Source organism: Pseudomonas sp. NBRC 111139 (assembly GCF_001753955.1).
Taxonomy (GTDB): Bacteria; Pseudomonadota; Gammaproteobacteria; order Pseudomonadales; family Pseudomonadaceae; genus Aquipseudomonas; species Aquipseudomonas alloputida.
Map to the genome: position 1 here is coordinate 77,078 of NZ_BCBP01000022.1, position 16,142 is coordinate 93,219.

General features: G+C 63.9%; 13 protein-coding genes. 4 read left to right on the forward strand and 9 right to left on the reverse strand.

What is annotated here, in order from left to right:
* Positions 1-4: 4 nt before the first annotated feature.
* From BJQ17_RS07170 to BJQ17_RS07180, 3 genes are all read right to left on the reverse strand, one after another.
* A complete protein-coding gene (locus BJQ17_RS07170) occupies positions 5-1,399 on the reverse strand; it encodes an ethanolamine ammonia-lyase subunit EutB (protein WP_003255356.1) in 1,395 nt (464 codons plus the stop codon).
* Positions 1,400-1,445: 46 nt separating this feature from the next.
* Positions 1,446-2,894 (reverse strand): ethanolamine permease, encoded by a 1,449-nt coding sequence (gene eat / locus BJQ17_RS07175; RefSeq protein ID WP_003255355.1) that lies wholly within the window; start codon positions 2,892-2,894, stop codon positions 1,446-1,448.
* 227 nt (positions 2,895-3,121) lie between these two features.
* Positions 3,122-4,642, reverse strand: coding sequence for an aldehyde dehydrogenase family protein (locus BJQ17_RS07180; protein WP_010951822.1), 1,521 nt, complete (start codon positions 4,640-4,642; stop codon positions 3,122-3,124).
* A 254-nt stretch (positions 4,643-4,896) separates the two neighbouring features.
* On the opposite strand from BJQ17_RS07180, the gene BJQ17_RS07185 reads away from it, so the two are divergent.
* The 4 genes from BJQ17_RS07185 (at position 4,897) to BJQ17_RS07200 (ending at position 9,238) form a co-directional block, all read left to right on the forward strand.
* Positions 4,897-6,912, forward strand: coding sequence for a sigma-54-dependent Fis family transcriptional regulator (locus BJQ17_RS07185; protein WP_070095814.1), 2,016 nt, complete (start codon positions 4,897-4,899; stop codon positions 6,910-6,912).
* A 66-nt stretch (positions 6,913-6,978) separates the two neighbouring features.
* Positions 6,979-8,328 (forward strand): UDP-N-acetylmuramate:L-alanyl-gamma-D-glutamyl-meso-diaminopimelate ligase, encoded by a 1,350-nt coding sequence (mpl, locus tag BJQ17_RS07190; RefSeq protein WP_003255349.1) that lies wholly within the window; start codon positions 6,979-6,981, stop codon positions 8,326-8,328.
* A complete protein-coding gene (ubiX, locus tag BJQ17_RS07195) occupies positions 8,325-8,954 on the forward strand; it encodes a flavin prenyltransferase UbiX (RefSeq protein ID WP_003255348.1) in 630 nt (209 codons plus the stop codon). The genes mpl and ubiX overlap by 4 nt, the downstream gene beginning before the upstream one ends.
* Entirely contained in the window at positions 8,951-9,238 is a 288-nt protein-coding gene (locus tag BJQ17_RS07200; RefSeq protein ID WP_003255347.1) for a YceK/YidQ family lipoprotein, read from the forward strand. Before ubiX ends, BJQ17_RS07200 begins: the two co-directional genes overlap by 4 nt.
* 25 nt (positions 9,239-9,263) lie before the next feature.
* Here the strand turns inward: BJQ17_RS07200 and BJQ17_RS07205 are convergent, their stop codons facing one another.
* From BJQ17_RS07205 to BJQ17_RS07230, 6 genes are all read right to left on the reverse strand, one after another.
* The gene (locus tag BJQ17_RS07205; protein ID WP_014589540.1) at positions 9,264-9,908 is read right to left on the reverse strand and encodes an oxidoreductase; all 645 of its coding nucleotides are present in this window, start codon (positions 9,906-9,908) and stop codon (positions 9,264-9,266) included.
* A gap of 27 nt (positions 9,909-9,935) precedes the next feature.
* Positions 9,936-11,669, reverse strand: coding sequence for a C13 family peptidase (locus BJQ17_RS07210; RefSeq protein WP_003255345.1), 1,734 nt, complete (start codon positions 11,667-11,669; stop codon positions 9,936-9,938).
* A gap of 212 nt (positions 11,670-11,881) precedes the next feature.
* The gene (locus BJQ17_RS07215) at positions 11,882-12,946 is read right to left on the reverse strand and encodes a 2,3-butanediol dehydrogenase (RefSeq protein ID WP_223279163.1); all 1,065 of its coding nucleotides are present in this window, start codon (positions 12,944-12,946) and stop codon (positions 11,882-11,884) included.
* 52 nt (positions 12,947-12,998) lie between these two features.
* The gene (locus BJQ17_RS07220; RefSeq protein WP_070095815.1) at positions 12,999-14,105 is read right to left on the reverse strand and encodes an acetoin dehydrogenase dihydrolipoyllysine-residue acetyltransferase subunit; all 1,107 of its coding nucleotides are present in this window, start codon (positions 14,103-14,105) and stop codon (positions 12,999-13,001) included.
* Positions 14,102-15,124 carry an alpha-ketoacid dehydrogenase subunit beta gene (locus tag BJQ17_RS07225; RefSeq protein ID WP_003255340.1) on the reverse strand — a complete coding sequence of 341 codons (1,023 nt, stop codon included), beginning with the start codon at positions 15,122-15,124 and terminating at the stop codon, positions 14,102-14,104. The genes BJQ17_RS07220 and BJQ17_RS07225 overlap by 4 nt, the downstream gene beginning before the upstream one ends.
* A 33-nt stretch (positions 15,125-15,157) precedes the next feature.
* The gene (locus BJQ17_RS07230; protein ID WP_003255338.1) at positions 15,158-16,135 is read right to left on the reverse strand and encodes a thiamine pyrophosphate-dependent dehydrogenase E1 component subunit alpha; all 978 of its coding nucleotides are present in this window, start codon (positions 16,133-16,135) and stop codon (positions 15,158-15,160) included.
* Positions 16,136-16,142: the final 7 nt, after the last annotated feature.

The window sequence follows — 16,142 nt, forward strand, 5'->3', positions numbered from 1 at the left end:
GTCCCTATGCAAGCTGTGCCAAGGCCTGGCGGAAAGCCGGCGGCAGGTTGTCACCGAAGCGCACCCGGCCATCGGCCTGGGTGAAGATGCCGGTGCGGGCCAGCCATGCCTCGAATTCCGGGCCGGGCTTCAGGCCCAGGGTCTGGCGCGCGTACAACGCGTCGTGGAACGAGGTGGTCTGGTAGTTGAGCATGATGTCGTCGGAGCCGGGGATGCCCATGATGAAGTTGATGCCGGCCACACCCAGCAGCGTCAGCAAGGTGTCCATGTCGTCCTGATCGGCTTCGGCATGGTTGGTGTAGCAGATATCGCAACCCATCGGCACGCCCAGCAGCTTGCCGCAGAAATGGTCTTCGAGGCCGGCGCGGATGATCTGCTTGCCGTTGTACAGGTATTCCGGGCCAATGAAACCGACCACGGTGTTGACCAGGAACGGCTTGAAGTGGCGAGCCACGGCATAGGCGCGGGTTTCGCAGGTCTGCTGGTCGACGCCGTGGTGGGCGTTGGCCGAGAGCGCGCTGCCCTGGCCGGTTTCGAAATACATCAGGTTCTGCCCGAGGGTGCCACGTTTCAGCGACAGACCTGCTTCGTAACCTTCCTGCAACACGTTCAGGTTGATGCCGAAGCCGGCGTTGGCCGCCTCTGTGCCGGCGATGGACTGGAACACCAGGTCCAGTGGCACGCCGCGGTTGATTGCTTCAATCGAGGTGGTGACGTGGGTCAGCACGCAGGACTGGGTGGGGATGTCGTAGCGCTGGATGATGGCGTCGAGCATTTCCAGCAGGGCGCAGATCGAAGCGATGCTGTCGGTGGCCGGGTTGATGCCGATCATGGCGTCGCCGTTGCCGTACAGCAAGCCGTCGAGAATGCTGGCGGCAATACCGGCCGGTTCGTCTGTCGGGTGGTTGGGTTGCAGCCGGGTCGACAGGCGCCCGCGCAGGCCCATGGTGCCGCGGAACCGGGTGACCACGCGAATTTTCTGCGCCACCAGCACCAGGTCCTGCACACGCATGATCTTCGAAACGGCAGCGGCCATTTCCGGGGTCAACCCGGGCGCCAGGGCGCGCAGGCTGTCTTCGTTGGCTTCCTCGCTCAGCAGCCAGTCGCGCAGGCCACCCACGGTCAGGTGGCTGACCGGGGCGAAGGCCTGGGCATCGTGGGTGTCGATGATCAGGCGGGTCACTTCATCTGCTTCGTAAGGGATCAGTGCTTCATTGAGAAAGTGCGTCAGCGGAATATTGGCCAACGCCATCTGCGCGGCGACGCGCTCACCGTCGTTGCTGGCCGCGACACCTGCCAGGCAGTCCCCGGAGCGTGCCGGGCTGGCCTTGGCCATCACGTCCTTGAGGCTGTCGAAGCGGTAGACCAGGTGGCCGACCGTGTGTACGAAACTTGCCATACAGAATCTCCAGAGCCGCGGGTTGCCCCGCGGCGGGTGGCGGCGATCAGTGCAGGGCCTCTTCGGCCTTCTGGATCGCGGCGAATTCCTCTTCCGGTGTGCCCGCAACCAGGTGGTGGCGGCTGTAGAAAGCAAAGTAGGCAATTAATACCGCATAGATCACTGCAGCGCCAATGACTACCCGCGGGTCAACCAGGAATCCGGCGACCACAGCGATGCACGCCAGCACCAGCGCCAGGCCGGATGTGAAGATGCCACCTGGGGTGCGGTAGGGGCGCTCCATCTTTGGCCGGCGGATGCGCAGGGTGATGTGCGCAGCCATCATCAGCACGTAAGACAGGGTAGCGCCAAACACTGCCACCAGGATCAGCAAGTCACCCTGGCCCGTCAGTGACAGGGCAAAACCGATGATGCCGGGGATGACCAAGGCCAGTACCGGGGCCTTGCTCTTGTTGGTTTCCGACAGTTTGCGCGGCAGGTAACCGGCGCGGGACAGGGCGAAGATCTGCCGGGAATAGGCATAGATGATCGAGAAGAAGCTGGCGATCAGCCCGGCCAGACCGACCAGGTTGACGAAGCCGCCCATCCAGGTGGAGCCGCCGTAGGCCTTCGACAGGGCTTCGACCAGCGGGTTACCGGAGGCCTTCAGCGCCTCGGAGCCTGCGCCGCCTGGGCCGACCACCAGGATCAGCAAGGCGAAGGCCAGCAGTACCAGCATGGCGCCGATCAGGCCGCGTGGCAGGTCACGCTTGGGGTTCTTGGTTTCTTCTGCGGCCAGCGGCACGCCTTCGACGGCAAGGAAGAACCAGATGGCGTAGGGGATGGCTGCCCACACGCCGACATAGCCAAACGGCAGGAAGCTGCTGGCGCCGACGGCGTCCGTTTTGGCGATGTCGAACAGGTTGGCTGCATCAAAATGGGGCACCATGCCTATCAGGAATACGGCCAGGGCAATGGCGGCGATGGCGGTGATGATGAACATCAGCTTCAGTGCCTCACCCACGCCGAAAATGTGGATGCTGATGAACACGATGTAGAACGCCAGGTAGATCATCCAGCCGCCGATACCGAACAGCGATTGACAGTAGGCGCCGATGAACACCGCGATGGCGGCAGGGGCGATGGCGTATTCGATCAGGATCGCCGTGCCGGTCAAAAAGCCGCCCCATGGGCCGAAGGCACTGCGGGCAAAGCCATAGCCACCGCCAGCGGTGGGGATCATCGACGACAGCTCGGCCAGCGAGAAGCACATGCACAGGTACATGGTTGCCATCAGCAAGGTGGCCAGGAACATGCCGCCCCAGCCGCCCTGCGCCAGGCCGAAGTTCCAGCCGGCGTAATCGCCGGAAATGACGTACGCCACGCCCAGGCCGACCAGCAGTACCCAACCGGCGGCGCCTTTTTTCAGTTCACGTTGCTGGAAATAGTCAGAGCCGACTTTCTCGAAGTCGACGGAAGAGCCTGCCGGCGATCCGGCGGAATGTTCGCTTGGCATAGATTCACCTGTTTTTTTTCTTGGTGGCCGGAAGGGTTCCGGGCCGATGGTGATGGGTGCTGCAGGAAGCGAGCCAGAGCGGTTGGTGCACGTTTACCGCCCTGGGTTTAAGGTATGCCGGCCTGGCCGCTTCGCGCGGTGAACCCGCTTCTACAGGGATTGCGCAACATTCAAGACCCGCGCAGGACCTGTAGGAGCGGGTTTACCCGCGAAGAAGGCGACGCGGTCTAGAAGAAGCCCAACGGATTGATGTCGTAGCTCACCAGCAGGTTCTTGGTCTGCTGATAGTGATCCAGCATCATCTTGTGCGTCTCACGCCCAACCCCCGACTTTTTGTAACCGCCGAACGCGGCATGCGCCGGGTACAGGTGGTAGCAGTTGGTCCACACACGGCCAGCCTTGATGCCGCGGCCCATGCGGTAGGCACGGTTGATGTCGCGGGTCCACACGCCGGCACCCAGGCCGAACTCGGTGTCGTTGGCAATTGCCAGCGCTTCGGCTTCGTCCTTGAAGGTGGTGACGCTGACCACCGGGCCGAAGATTTCTTCCTGGAACACGCGCATCTTGTTGTTGCCCTTGAGCAGGGTCGGCTGGATGTAGTAACCGGTAGCCAGCGAACCTTCCAGCTTCTCGACCTTGCCGCCGGTGAGCAGCTCGGCGCCTTCTTCCTGGGCAATCTGCAGGTACGAGAGGATTTTTTCGAACTGCTGCTGCGAGGCCTGGGCGCCGACCATGGTGTCGGTGTCCAGCGGGTCGCCGCGCTTGATCTGCAGCACCTTCTTCATCACCACTTCCATGAACTGCGGATAGATCGACTCTTGCACCAGGGCACGCGACGGGCAGGTGCACACTTCACCCTGGTTGAAGAACGCCAGCACCATGCCTTCTGCCGCCTTCTCGATGAAGCTTGGCTCGGCCTGCATGATGTCTTCGAAGTACACGTTCGGCGACTTGCCACCCAGTTCGACGGTGGACGGGATGATGTTCTCGGCGGCGCATTTCATGATGTGCGAGCCCACCGGGGTAGAGCCGGTGAAGGCGATCTTGGCGATGCGTTTGCTGGTGGCCAGGGCTTCACCGGCTTCGCGGCCATAGCCTTGCACTACGTTGAGCACGCCAGGTGGCAACAGGTCGCCAATGACTTCGAGCAGTACGGTAATGCCCAGCGGCGTCTGTTCGGCCGGCTTCAGCACCACGCAGTTACCAGCGGCCAGTGCCGGGGCAAGCTTCCAGGCCGCCATCAGGATCGGGAAGTTCCAGGGGATGATCTGCCCGACCACTCCCAGTGGCTCGTGGATGTGGTAGGCCACGGTGCCTTCATTGATTTCGGCAGCGCCGCCTTCCTGGGCGCGGATGCAGCCAGCGAAATAGCGGAAGTGGTCCACCGCCAGCGGAATGTCGGCGTTGAGGGTTTCGCGGATCGGCTTGCCGTTGTCCCAGGTTTCGGTAATGGCCAGCAGTTCGAGGTTCTGCTCGATGCGGTCGGCGATCTTCAGCAGCACGTTGGAGCGATCCTGCACTGAAGTGCGGCCCCAGGCGTCGGCCGCAGCATGGGCGGCATCCAGGGCTTTGTCGATGTCTTCGGCAGTAGAGCGGGGGAATTCAGCGATCAGCTTGCCATTCACCGGGGAGGTATTTTCGAAGTACTGCCCCTTTACCGGAGTAACGAACTCACCACCGATGTAGTTGCCGTAGCGGCTCTTGAAGGAAACCTTCGCGCCTTCGGTACCGGGATGTGCATAACGCATGGTGTGTCTCCTTGGTATTGTGCTTTTTAGGGAGTTGGAAAGCATAGAGCAAGGGTTGGGCCAGTGTTGGCGGTGCCAGGCAAATCAATGACTTGGGTCATTTTTACGGGCCTGATCAAGGGCCGCTGTGCCGGTGTCGGTACGCCTGGGGTGACATTTTGTGCCGTTTGCGACACATCACAGGCGTGTGCATTGCAAAGCCTACCCGGGTGGAGGATGCTGGGCTGACGCTCTATCTGCGGAGAATTACAACAATGCAGAGCAATCACTTCACGCGCCATGCCCGGCAGGTGCATAGCGTTGCCCATGGTGGGGCCGGGGAGGGCGGCAGTGACCCGTCCATCGCCCGCTCCTGGCTGCGCTGCCTGGAGGATTACCACCTCGACCCGGCGGTGATCGAAGCGCCGGTGGTGCTTGAGCATGGGCGCCTGCTGGAAAGCCGCGAGCGCCTGCATCAGGTGCTGCAAATTGCCGACCATGAAATGAACAGCCTGCACCAGCAGCTTTCCGGCGCAGGCCACGCGGTGCTGCTGACCGACGCCCGTGGGGTGATCCTCAATTGCGTCAGTGCCCCCACCGAGCGGCGCAGCTTCGAGCGTGCGGGGCTGTGGTTGGGCGCTGACTGGAGCGAGGCGCGCGAGGGCACCAATGGCATCGGCACCTGCCTGGTCGAGCGCCAGGCGCTGACCATCCATCAGAACGAGCACTTCCGTGGCCGTCACACCGGGCTGACCTGCTCGGCCAGCCCGGTGTTCGACCCGCATGGCGACCTGCTGGCGGTACTCGACGTGTCCTCTGCGCGCCCCGACGTATCGCGGCAAAGCCAGTTCCACACCATGGCGTTGGTCAACCTGTCGGCGAAGATGATCGAAAGCTGCTATTTCCTGCGCCATTTCGAGCAGCAATGGTTATTGCGTTTTCACCTGCAAGCCGAGTCGGTCGGCCTGTTCAGCGAAGGCTTGCTGGCGTTCGACGGCGATGGGCGCATTTGCGCTGCCAACCAAAGCGCACTGAACCTGCTGGGCACGGTACGGGGCGGCGTGCTGGGCAAACCGTTGGCGTGCTTTTTCGCGTGCAGCCATGACGAAATGTTCAGCCGTGCCACGCCCGGCGGCAGTACTGCCTGGCCGCTGCGCACCCTGGACGGTCGCCAGGTGTTCGCCAGCCTGCGGGGGCAGGCCCGGGCGCCGGTGTGGTCGGTGCCGGCCGCCCAGCCGCGGCCCGCAGGTGAAGTGGAGCCGCTGGTCTGTCTGCTGGACCCTGCGTTGCAAAATGATTTCCGCCGCAGCGTGCGGGTGTTCGAGCGCGATGTGCCATTGCTGCTGCGCGGCGAGACCGGCTGTGGCAAGGAGGCCTTCGCCCAGGCTGTGCATCAGGCCAGTGAGCGGCGCGGCAAGCCGTTCGTCGCCATCAACTGCGCGTCTATTCCGGAAAGCCTGATCGAGAGTGAGCTGTTCGGGTACCGCGGCGGCAGTTTTACCGGCGCGCGCAAGGAGGGCATGCGCGGCAAGCTGTTGCAGGCCGACGGCGGCACCTTGCTGCTGGACGAGATCGGCGATATGCCGCTTGCCCTGCAAACCCGACTGCTGCGGGTACTGGAGGAGCGCCAGGTGGTGCCGATCGGGGGAGAGCCACAGGCGGTGGACGTGCGCATCGTCAGCGCTACGCACCGTGACCTGCTGGAACGGGTTGAACAGGGCAGTTTCCGCGAGGACCTGTATTACCGCCTCAATGGCCTGGAGGTCGCGCTGCCGGCGGTGCGCGAACGCAGTGACAAGGCGCAGTTGCTGGACTTTCTGCTACGCCAGGAGACGCAGGGGCAACGGATAGACATCGAGCCCAGGGCGCGGCAGGCGCTGCTCGCATTTAACTGGCCGGGGAACGTGCGGCAGATGCGCAATGTGCTGCGTACCCTGGTGGCGCTTTGCGAAGATGCCCGCATCACCTTTACGGACCTCCCCGCAGTTATCCGCACCAGCCCACCTCCCGTGGGGGCGGGCGAGCCCACGAAGATGTCCGACCAGGCAATAGAGGGCGAGGGCGTTGCCCTCGTTCGCGGGCAAGCCCGCTCCTACAGGTCCGGCGGTGCCGCTGAGATTGTGGGTGAATCTGCAGGGACCGAGGTTCTGCTCGACGCGGAGCGGCAAGCGCTGAAGGAGGTACTGGAGGCAAAACACTGGCATCTCACCCGTGTCGCCGAGCACTTGGGCATCAGCCGCAATACCTTGTATCGAAAACTGCGCAAACACGGCATTACCAGGGGCGACTGAGCGAAACAGCGGGTGCGATTTGTCGCGCCCTGGGCTACCCTGCCTCGATGTTTTGCGAGGTCGACCATGCATATTCACATTCTCGGTATTTGCGGCACTTTCATGGGTTCGCTGGCGGTGCTGGCCAAGGAACTTGGCCACCGCGTCACCGGCTCCGACGCCAACGTGTATCCCCCGATGAGCACCCAGCTCGAAGCCCAGGGTATCGAACTGACCCAAGGCTATGACCCGGCCCAGCTGGATCCGGCGCCAGACCTGGTGGTTATCGGCAACGCCATGTCGCGCGGCAACCCAGCGGTTGAATACGTGCTGAACAAGGGCCTGCCCTACGTCTCCGGCCCGCAGTGGCTGGCCGACCACGTGCTGCAAGGCCGCTGGGTGCTGGCCGTTGCCGGTACTCACGGCAAGACCACCACCAGCAGCATGCTGGCCTGGGTGCTGGAGCACGCCGGCATGAGCCCGGGCTTCCTGATTGGTGGCGTGCCGCAGAACTTCTCGGTGTCGGCCCGCTTGGGCGACACGCCGTTCTTTGTGGTGGAAGCCGACGAGTACGACAGCGCCTTCTTCGACAAGCGCTCGAAGTTCGTCCACTATCACCCGCGTACCGCGATCCTCAACAACCTTGAGTTCGATCACGCGGACATCTTCCCGGACCTGGCCTCGATCGAGCGGCAGTTCCACCACCTGGTGCGGACTATCCCCAGCGAAGGCCTGGTCATCCACCCGACCACCGAGCAAGCGCTGGAGCGTGTGATCGGCATGGGCTGCTGGACCCCTGTGCAAACCACCGGGGAGGGCGGCCAGTGGCAAGCCCGCCTGCTCAGCCCCGATGGCTCGCGCTTTGAAGTCCTGTTCGAGGGCGAAGTGCAGGGTGTGGTGGACTGGGCGCTGACCGGCCAGCACAACGTCGCCAATGCCTTGGCCACCCTGGCAGCAGCGCGTCATGTAGGCGTGGTGCCGGCCATGGGTATCGACGGCCTGAGTGCGTTCAAGAGCGTCAAGCGGCGCATGGAGAAGGTTGCCGAAGTACAAGGTGTGACCATCTACGATGACTTCGCCCACCATCCGACGGCCATTGCCACCACGCTCGACGGCCTGCGCAAGCGGGTGGGGGAGGCACCTGTGATCGCGGTGATCGAGCCACGCTCCAACTCGATGAAACTCGGTGCCCATCGTGACGGCCTGCCAGAAAGCGTCAACGACGCCGACCAGGTGATCTGGTATGCGCCGGCCAACCTCGGCTGGGACCTGGCCGCCACCGCTGCGCAGTGCAAGGTACCCAGCGTGGTGGCCGACAGCCTCGAAGCGATCATCGAGCGGATCAAAGGCCAGGCTCGCCCAGGCACCCATGTGGTGATCATGAGCAACGGCGGCTTCGGCGGCCTGCACGGCAAGCTGGCCGAGGCGCTGAAGTGAACGGGCCGGAACGCATCACCCTGGCCATGACGGGCGCCTCGGGTGCCCAGTATGGCCTTCGCCTGCTCGATTGCCTGGTACGCGAAGACCGCGAGGTGCACTTCCTGATCTCCAAGGCCGCACAGTTGGTGATGGCCACCGAGACGGATGTTGTGTTGCCGGCCAAGCCCCAGGCGATGCAGGCCTTCCTGACCGAATACACCGGCGCGGCCGATGGGCAGATCCGTGTGTATGGCAAGGAAGACTGGATGTCGCCGGTAGCCTCGGGTTCTGGCGCCCCGGCGGCAATGGTGGTGGTCCCCTGTTCCACTGGCACTTTGTCGGCCATCGCCACTGGCGCCTGCAACAACCTGATCGAGCGGGCTGCCGACGTTACCCTCAAGGAGCGTCGCCAGCTGATCCTGGTGCCACGCGAAGCGCCATTCTCCACCATCCACCTGGAAAACATGCTCAAGCTGTCGCAAATGGGCGCGGTGATCCTGCCAGCGGCACCGGGGTTCTATCACCAGCCGCAGACCATCGACGACCTGGTCGACTTTGTCGTGGCGCGTATCCTCAACCTGCTGAACATCCCCCAGGATATGTTGCCGCGTTGGGGCGAGCACCACTTCGGGGTGGATGATTGAAGCGAGCACTGGCGGGGTTGCTGGCGCTGGTGATGCTGGGTGGGTGCGCCACGGTGCGCACGCTGGATGCCAACAAGCCCGGCGCACCGGTGGTGTATGCCGGTACCCGGCTGGATTTGTATGTGATCAATGGCGGGTGTTGCCCGCGGGATCATTACGGGGCGGACGCTCCGGCGTATCCGCGCCTGGATCTGCCCGGCAGCATGCTGCTCGATACCCTGCTGCTGCCGTTGTCTTTGCTGACAGCGGCCGGCATAGGCTTCCAGGCTAGCGGCGGCCTGTGATGGCCTTTGCGGGCACAGGCGCAGCCTAGATCCTGCCCAACCTGCGCAATTCATCCGACTCCACAACCCGCACGCCGTCTTCTTCCTCCAGCGCCAACCGCCACAGGGCACGGGCCAGGGTACAAGCCTCGATTCCCCGGTATTTTCCGGGTATGAACCGGGAAAACGGTGCAACTAGCTGTTCAGTCAGCCGTGGCTCCAGCCGCTCGCCCAGCAGGAACGAGGGCCGCACGATGGTCAACTGTGGCCAGTCCTGAGCCTTGAGCGCTTCTTCCATCTCGCCCTTGACCCGGTTATAGAAAATTGACGACTTAGGGTCGGCGCCCACTGCACTGACCACCAGCAGATGCCGTGCGCCCATTTCTCGGGCACGCTTGCTGAAGGCGACCACCATGTCCAGATCCACTGCGCGGAAAGCCGATTCGGAACCCGCCTGCTTCAGTGTGGTGCCCAGGCAGCAGTACGCGATGTCGACCCGCCCGGCCAGTTGCGGAAGGAATACCGCCGGGTCGCCCACCGGGTTTTCCAGGTGCGGGTGCTCGGCCAATGGCCGGCGTGTAGGCGCCAGGACACGGGTGATGGTGGGCTCGTTGAGCAGGCGGTCTAGCAGGTGTTCACCGGTCAGGCCGGTGGCTCCGGCAAGCAGGACATGCTGAGGCGTCAAGTACATGATGTCTCTCCCTTGTTACACACAAGTCTAGTGAGTGCCGGGCATTTTTGCCTGTTCCCTCACGTTGGCCTGTGTGGCGTTACGCAATGCTTTTTCGGCTTGTTGCTGGCGCAGGTGATGCCAGTGCTCAAGCACGGCCGGTGGTGCCCACAGCTGCGGCTCGGAGGCCTCGAAGCCTTCCCTTTGTTCTCTTTCGGCAACGCTGGCACGTGCCAGTTCAAACGCCTGTTTCAGGTCGTCGGTCTGGTTCAGCGCTTCAGCGAACAGGGCATCGCCAAAGTAGGTGAAGTCGGCTTCCTCCGAGCAACCGAAGGAGACGCGGTCGGCCCGGGCAGCGGTCATGATGAGCGTGCGCTCGTCTTTGAGCGGAGCGATATAGCCCCCTGAATAGCAGGCGGAGATGACGATTACCTTGTCGCGATCCTTCAGCGGCGCCAAGGCAGTGGCCAGCTCGTCAGCGGCCAGGTCGGCCAGTTGCAGACGGGGCTGGTCGAGCACCAGCTGGTGGTCCTGGCTGCCATGGCTGGTGAGGTAGATGAACACCAGGTCTTCGGGGCCGCTGCGCTCTGCCAGGGTGGCGGCAGCGCGGGAGAGGTTTTCGCGGGTAGCCATGGGGCGTGTGGCCATGTGGTCGCGGTGGTTGACCAGGGTCACTTGGCCACGGGCGCCAAAGCGCACCTTTAGCAGGTTGCTGACGTAGTCGGCTTCGCGCAGGAATACGCTTTGCTGGCCATCGCCGGCCACTACCAGGCTATACAGCTGGATCGGTGGCGCCGAGCGAGGTACCCGCGCCAGCGCCTCGTCCAGCAGCCGGCCCTGGTTGAGCAACGCCAGGTCCAGTGGGTCTGGCAGCAGCTTGCCATTCTGGTCGCGCACGCGCACGCCGTTGGCCCATGTTCCGCTTTCGACCTTGCCACTGGGCAGAATCAGCCGCCCATGGCCATGGTAGGCATCGTTCAGGAAACCGCCGATGTACTTGCTGCCGTCGGCCAGTTGCAGGCTGCCCTGGCCCGACAGACGCCAGTCGGCGAACTCACCCTTGTAGTGGCTGCCATCGCTGCCCAGCAACTCGCCTTCGCCGATCAGCGAGCCGTCCTTGAATTCACCGATCCACACGTCGCCATCGGCATTTTCGTAGCGGCCTCGGCCCTCCAGGCGGTTGTCCTTGAACTCGCCGATGTACTGCTCGCCATCAACGCTGTCGTAGGTGCCGGCGCCTTGTAGCTGGCCGTTGACGAAGTGGCCGCTGAACTGGTTGCCGCTGGCATCGCTGCGCACCCCGGCGCCGTTGGGCTTGCCCTTGGCGAACAGGCCTTGGTAGCGACTGCCGTCGGCCAGCTCCAGTTGGCCTGCGCCGTCGTACAGGTCGTCCTTGAACTGGCCGCGGTAGGTCTGGTCGGCTTGCTTGAGGGTGCCCTCGCCGTCGCGGCGGCCGTGGCGGAAGGTGCCGCTATAGTGGCTGCCCAGGGTGGTCAGCTCGCCCAGGCCCTGAAACAGCCCCTCGGCGAACTGGCCGCGGTAGACCTCGCCGTTCTGGCCATGCCATTCGCCCTGGCCGTGCCACTGGCCGTCCTTGAAGCTGCCGGCGTACCAGCTGCCATTGGGGTAGTCGATCCGGCCCTCACCCTGCAGCAGGCCATCGACCACCTGCCCCCGGTAACGCCCACCGTCAGGCAGCCGTGCGTCCGGCGGGAGCAGCGATTCGCCATCGCCACAGGCGGCGAGCAGCAGGACCAGGGTAATGGGGAGCAATGGACGCATGGCGATGACCGGGCAATAGGTCTGCCGAGTATGACGCAGAATGGGATCCTGAGACAGCGAGCCCCTGTGTCGGCGCACAGCCTTGGAACCTTGCGCGTGCCCTGTAGGAGCGGCTTCAGCCGCGAACACCGGCGAAGCCGGTGCCCTCGACCGTGTTGCTTCTTCGCGGGCCCGCCCGCTCCCACAGGTGCCACGTTGCCTTCAAGGTGCAATCAGCGCACACCTGGTGAAACGATGATCTTCACGTTCTCCTCTTTGTTGTTCACCAGTTCCTCGAAGCCCAGCTCGACAATCTGCTCCAATCCGATCCGGCCGGTTACCAGCGGGCGAATATCCAGCCGACCATCAGCAATGAAGGCAATCACGTCAGCAAACTCGCCGTTGTACGCCAACGCCCCCAGCACCTGTTTCTCGGTGGACACCAGCTCGAAGAAGTTGAACTCACTGGGCTCTTCGAAAATACCCACCAGCACGCACTTGCCTGCTTTGCGGATGGTGTCGATGGCCAGCTTGGCCGTATGTTTGTTGCCGATGCACTCAAAACTCACATCGGCGCCCAGCCCTGCAGTCAGTGCGCGGATTTCCGCCAGGGCATCGCACTGGCTGGGGTCCAGCACCACGTTGGCGCCTACCTCTTTGGCCTTGGCTTTGCGTGCTGAGGACATTTCCAGGGCGATAACCTGCGCTGCGCCCGCGGCTTTGGCACACATGATGGTGCAAAGGCCGATGGTGCCGGCCCCCACTACTACAACGGTTTGCCCAAGCAGGCTGCCGGCCTTTTTCACCGCGTGCATACCCACCGCCAGCGGTTCGATCAGTGCCCCGGCTTCGGCAGGGAAGCCCTGCGGCAGCCGGTAGAGCAGGTTGGCGGGCACGTTGACCAGCTCGGCGAAGGCACCGTTGTTCATCAGGCCGGTGAACGCCAGGCGTTCGCAGATGTTGTACAGGCCATGGGTGCAGTAATAGCAGGTACCACAATGCTGGCAGGCGTCTGCCGCCACCGGGTCGCCTACGGCATAGCCTTCCACGCCTTCGCCAAGCTTGGCGATGTGGCCGCAGAATTCGTGGCCGAGGATGCACTGGCCCTGAATGCCGGTCAGCGGGTGCGGGGCCTCTACCGGGATGAACACCGGGCCGGCAACATACTCGTGCAGGTCGGAGCCGCAGATGCCGCACCAGTCCACCTTGATCTGCACCCAGCCCGGCGCAGGGTCGGCCGGCAAAGGTACCTGTTCGACACGAATATCGTTGCGGCCATGCCAGACGGCCGCGCGCATGTGGGTGTGGCTCAGGTCATTCATTGTTGTTCTCCAGGCTCACGAAAAGGGCTTAGTGCTTGCGCAGGAATGCGAGCAGTTGCTGGTTGACCTGTTCGGCCGCCTCCATCTGCACCATGTGGCCGGCCTCTGGCAGCACCTGTACTTCGGCTTCCAGGCCCTCGGCGTGGATGGCCGGGATGATCGCATCCTTGCCACCCCACACCACCAGTGCCGGGTGATTGCCAAGGACCCCGCGCAAGTCGTGGCGCTGCCGGTCGCCGTCGGCGAGCGCCCCTGCCAGCTGCTGCAGGGCCTGGTCCACACCTTCCAGGCGCTTGAACTTGAGCATGTCCTCCAGCATTTGCCGGGTGACCAGCGCCGGGTCGGCAAACAATTGCACCATCTGCGGTTTGAGTGCATTGCGGTTGGCCGCGGTGACGAAACCTTGCAGGTACTGCCCGTTGATCGCTTCGCCCAGACCGGCGCTGGCCACCAGGCTCAGGCTGGCCACCCGCTGCGGGGCCAGGCGCGCCACGTTGAGGCTGACGGCACCGCCCATGGAATGGCCGGCCAGGTGGGCCTTGGCGATGTCCAGGTGGTCGAGCAGGGCGAGCACGGTTTCGCTCAACTCATCCAGGTCGCCCCGCTGCAGGGCCTTGGCCGACTCGCCGTGGCCCGGCAGGTCGAGGGCGATGACCCGCCGCTCGGCAGCCAGTGCCGGGTGGTTGAACAGCCAGTTGTTGAGGTCACCGCCAAACCCGTGCACCAGCACCAGCGGTGTGCCGCCTTCACCCAGCTCGAACCAGCGCAGCAGGCGCCCGCCGACTTCCGCCTTCTGAGGGGCCGGCCCCTGGCTCTGGTCGGCGCCGCCTTCGGCGACGAACTCGGCCTGGAAGCGCTGTACCACGGCATCGATCTCGGCCTCTTCTGCTTCGCCTTCGACCACCACCGCCAGCAGTGCGCCGACGGGCAGGGTTTCATCCGGCTTGGCCACCTGGCGGCGCAGCACGCCGCTGAACGGCGCTTCGACGCTGCTGCTGATCTTGTCGGTCTCGACGTCCAGCACTTCGTCGCCCTTGCTGATTTCGTCACCTTCCTGCTTGAGCCAGGTGTCCACCCGGCCCTCGGTCATCGACAGGCCCCACTTGGGCATGGTCAGGGTATGGATCTGGCTCATGCGGCACTCCTTGCGGCTTCGATCACCTTGCGCACGGCGGCTTCGATCTTCGCCGCGTCAGGGATGTACAGGTCTTCCAGGGCGTCGGAGAACGGCACCGGGGTATGTGGCGCGGTGACCATTTCGATCGGCCCCTTGAGTGCGGCAAAAGCCTTCTGTGCCACCAGCGCGCTGATGTCGGTAGCCATCGAGCAGCGCGGGTTGGCTTCATCGATCACCACCAGGCGGCCAGTCTTCTCCACACTTTCCAGAATGCTGTCCTCGTCCAGCGGGCTGGTAGTGCGCAAGTCCAGTACCTCGCAGTCGATGCCCTGGCGGGCCAGGTTGTTGGCCGCCTCCAGCGCCACATGCACCATGCGCCCGTAGGTAACGAGGGTCACGTCGTCGCCATCGCGCAAGAAGTTGGCTTCGCCGAACGGTACGGTGTACACCTCTTCCGGCACCTCGCCCTGCATGCTGTACAGCAGTTTGTGTTCGCAGAAGATCACCGGGTCGTTGTCGCGGATCGCCTGGATCAACAGGCCCTTGGCATCGTAAGGCGAGGATGGGCACACCACCTTCAGGCCGGGGATGTGCGTCCATAGCGAAGTGAGCATCTGCGAGTGCTGGGCTGCCGCACGCAGGCCGGCGCCATACATGGTGCGCATCACCAGCGGGGTCACGGCCTTGCCGCCGAACATGTAGCGGAACTTGGCGGCCTGGTTGAGGATCTGGTCCAGGCAGCAGCCGGCGAAGTCGACGAACATCAGTTCGCACACCGGGCGCAGGCCCTGGGTGGCGGCACCGACGGCCGCGCCGACGTAGCCGATTTCCGACAGCGGCGCGTCAAGCACGCGGCCGGGGAATTGGTGATACAGGCCTTTGGTCACGCCCAACACGCCACCCCAGGCGTCATCCTCGCCGGGCGCACCGGCACCGCCGGCGACGTCTTCGCCGATGATGAACACTGTGCTGTCGCGACGCATTTCCTGGGCCAGGGCTTCGTTGATGGCCTGCTGGTAGCTGATCTTTCTTGCCATGGTGGTTCTCCTGTTGTTCTTGTAATCCGCGGCTCAGGGGTAGGCGACGTAGACGTCGGTGAGCAGGTCGGCGGGCTGTGGCTTGGGATCGGATTTGGCGCGGCGTACGGCGTCTTCGATCAGGTCCTCGACGCGGGCGTCGATGGCGTCCAGTTGCTCGGCCGTGAGCAGGCCGGCGCGGGTGGTCTTGTTGCGAAATTGCATGAGGCAGTCGCGGGATTCGCGCAGGTTCTTCACTTCATCAGGGGCGCGGTAGGTTTGCGCATCGCCTTCGAAATGGCCGTAGTAACGGCTGAGCTTGACCTCGATCAGCGACGGCCCTTGCCCGGAGCGGGCGCGCTCGATGGCAGCGCCGGCGGCCTCGTAGACGGCAAAGAAGTCAAAACCGTCGATGGTGACCCCTGGCATGCCGAAGCCGGCAGCGCGGTCGGCAATGTGGTCGCAGGCTACGGACCAGTTGGAGGCAGTGGCCTCGGCGTAGCCGTTGTTCTCGGCCACGAAGATGCAGGGCAGGTTCATGATCGACGCCATGTTCATGGCCTCGAACACGGCGCCCTCGTTGGATGCCCCATCGCCGAAGAAGGCTACCGACACGTCATCGCGGCCCTTGAGCTTGGCCGCCAGCGCCGCCCCGGCCACCAGTGGTGCGCCGGCGCCGACGATACCGTTGGCACCGAGCATGCCTTTTTCCAGGTCGGCAATGTGCATCGAGCCGCCCTTGCCGCCGCACACGCCGGTTTTCTTGCCGTAGATCTCGGCCATCATGCCGTACACGTCCACGCCTTTGGCGATGCAGTGGCCATGGCCGCGGTGGGTCGAGGCAATGCAGTCGCTGTCGCGCAGGTGGGCCATGACCCCGGCTGCAGAGGCTTCTTCGCCGGCATACAGGTGGACGAAGCCGGGAATTTCGCCGGTGGCGAACTCCACATGCAGGCGTTCTTCGAAGGCGCGGATGGTCCGCATGACTTCATAGGCATGCAGCAGTTGATCAGTACTGAGTTGATTGGACATCTTGTTG

What these genes read in the sequence shown, in the direction of transcription:
- BJQ17_RS07170 (WP_003255356.1), bottom strand. Translation starts at nt 1,399, where the DNA reads ATGGCAAGTTTCGTACACACGGTCGGCCACCTGGTCTACCGCTTCGAC.
- eat (WP_003255355.1), bottom strand. Translation starts at nt 2,894, where the DNA reads ATGCCAAGCGAACATTCCGCCGGATCGCCGGCAGGCTCTTCCGTCGAC.
- BJQ17_RS07180 (WP_010951822.1), bottom strand. Translation starts at nt 4,642, where the DNA reads ATGCGTTATGCACATCCCGGTACCGAAGGCGCGAAGGTTTCCTTCAAG.
- BJQ17_RS07185 (WP_070095814.1), top strand. Translation starts at nt 4,897, where the DNA reads ATGCAGAGCAATCACTTCACGCGCCATGCCCGGCAGGTGCATAGCGTT.
- mpl (WP_003255349.1), top strand. Translation starts at nt 6,979, where the DNA reads ATGCATATTCACATTCTCGGTATTTGCGGCACTTTCATGGGTTCGCTG.
- BJQ17_RS07205 (WP_014589540.1), bottom strand. Translation starts at nt 9,908, where the DNA reads ATGTACTTGACGCCTCAGCATGTCCTGCTTGCCGGAGCCACCGGCCTG.
- BJQ17_RS07210 (WP_003255345.1), bottom strand. Translation starts at nt 11,669, where the DNA reads ATGCGTCCATTGCTCCCCATTACCCTGGTCCTGCTGCTCGCCGCCTGT.
- BJQ17_RS07215 (WP_223279163.1), bottom strand. Translation starts at nt 12,946, where the DNA reads ATGCGCGCGGCCGTCTGGCATGGCCGCAACGATATTCGTGTCGAACAG.
- BJQ17_RS07220 (WP_070095815.1), bottom strand. Translation starts at nt 14,105, where the DNA reads ATGAGCCAGATCCATACCCTGACCATGCCCAAGTGGGGCCTGTCGATG.
- BJQ17_RS07225 (WP_003255340.1), bottom strand. Translation starts at nt 15,124, where the DNA reads ATGGCAAGAAAGATCAGCTACCAGCAGGCCATCAACGAAGCCCTGGCC.
- BJQ17_RS07230 (WP_003255338.1), bottom strand. Translation starts at nt 16,135, where the DNA reads ATGTCCAATCAACTCAGTACTGATCAACTGCTGCATGCCTATGAAGTC.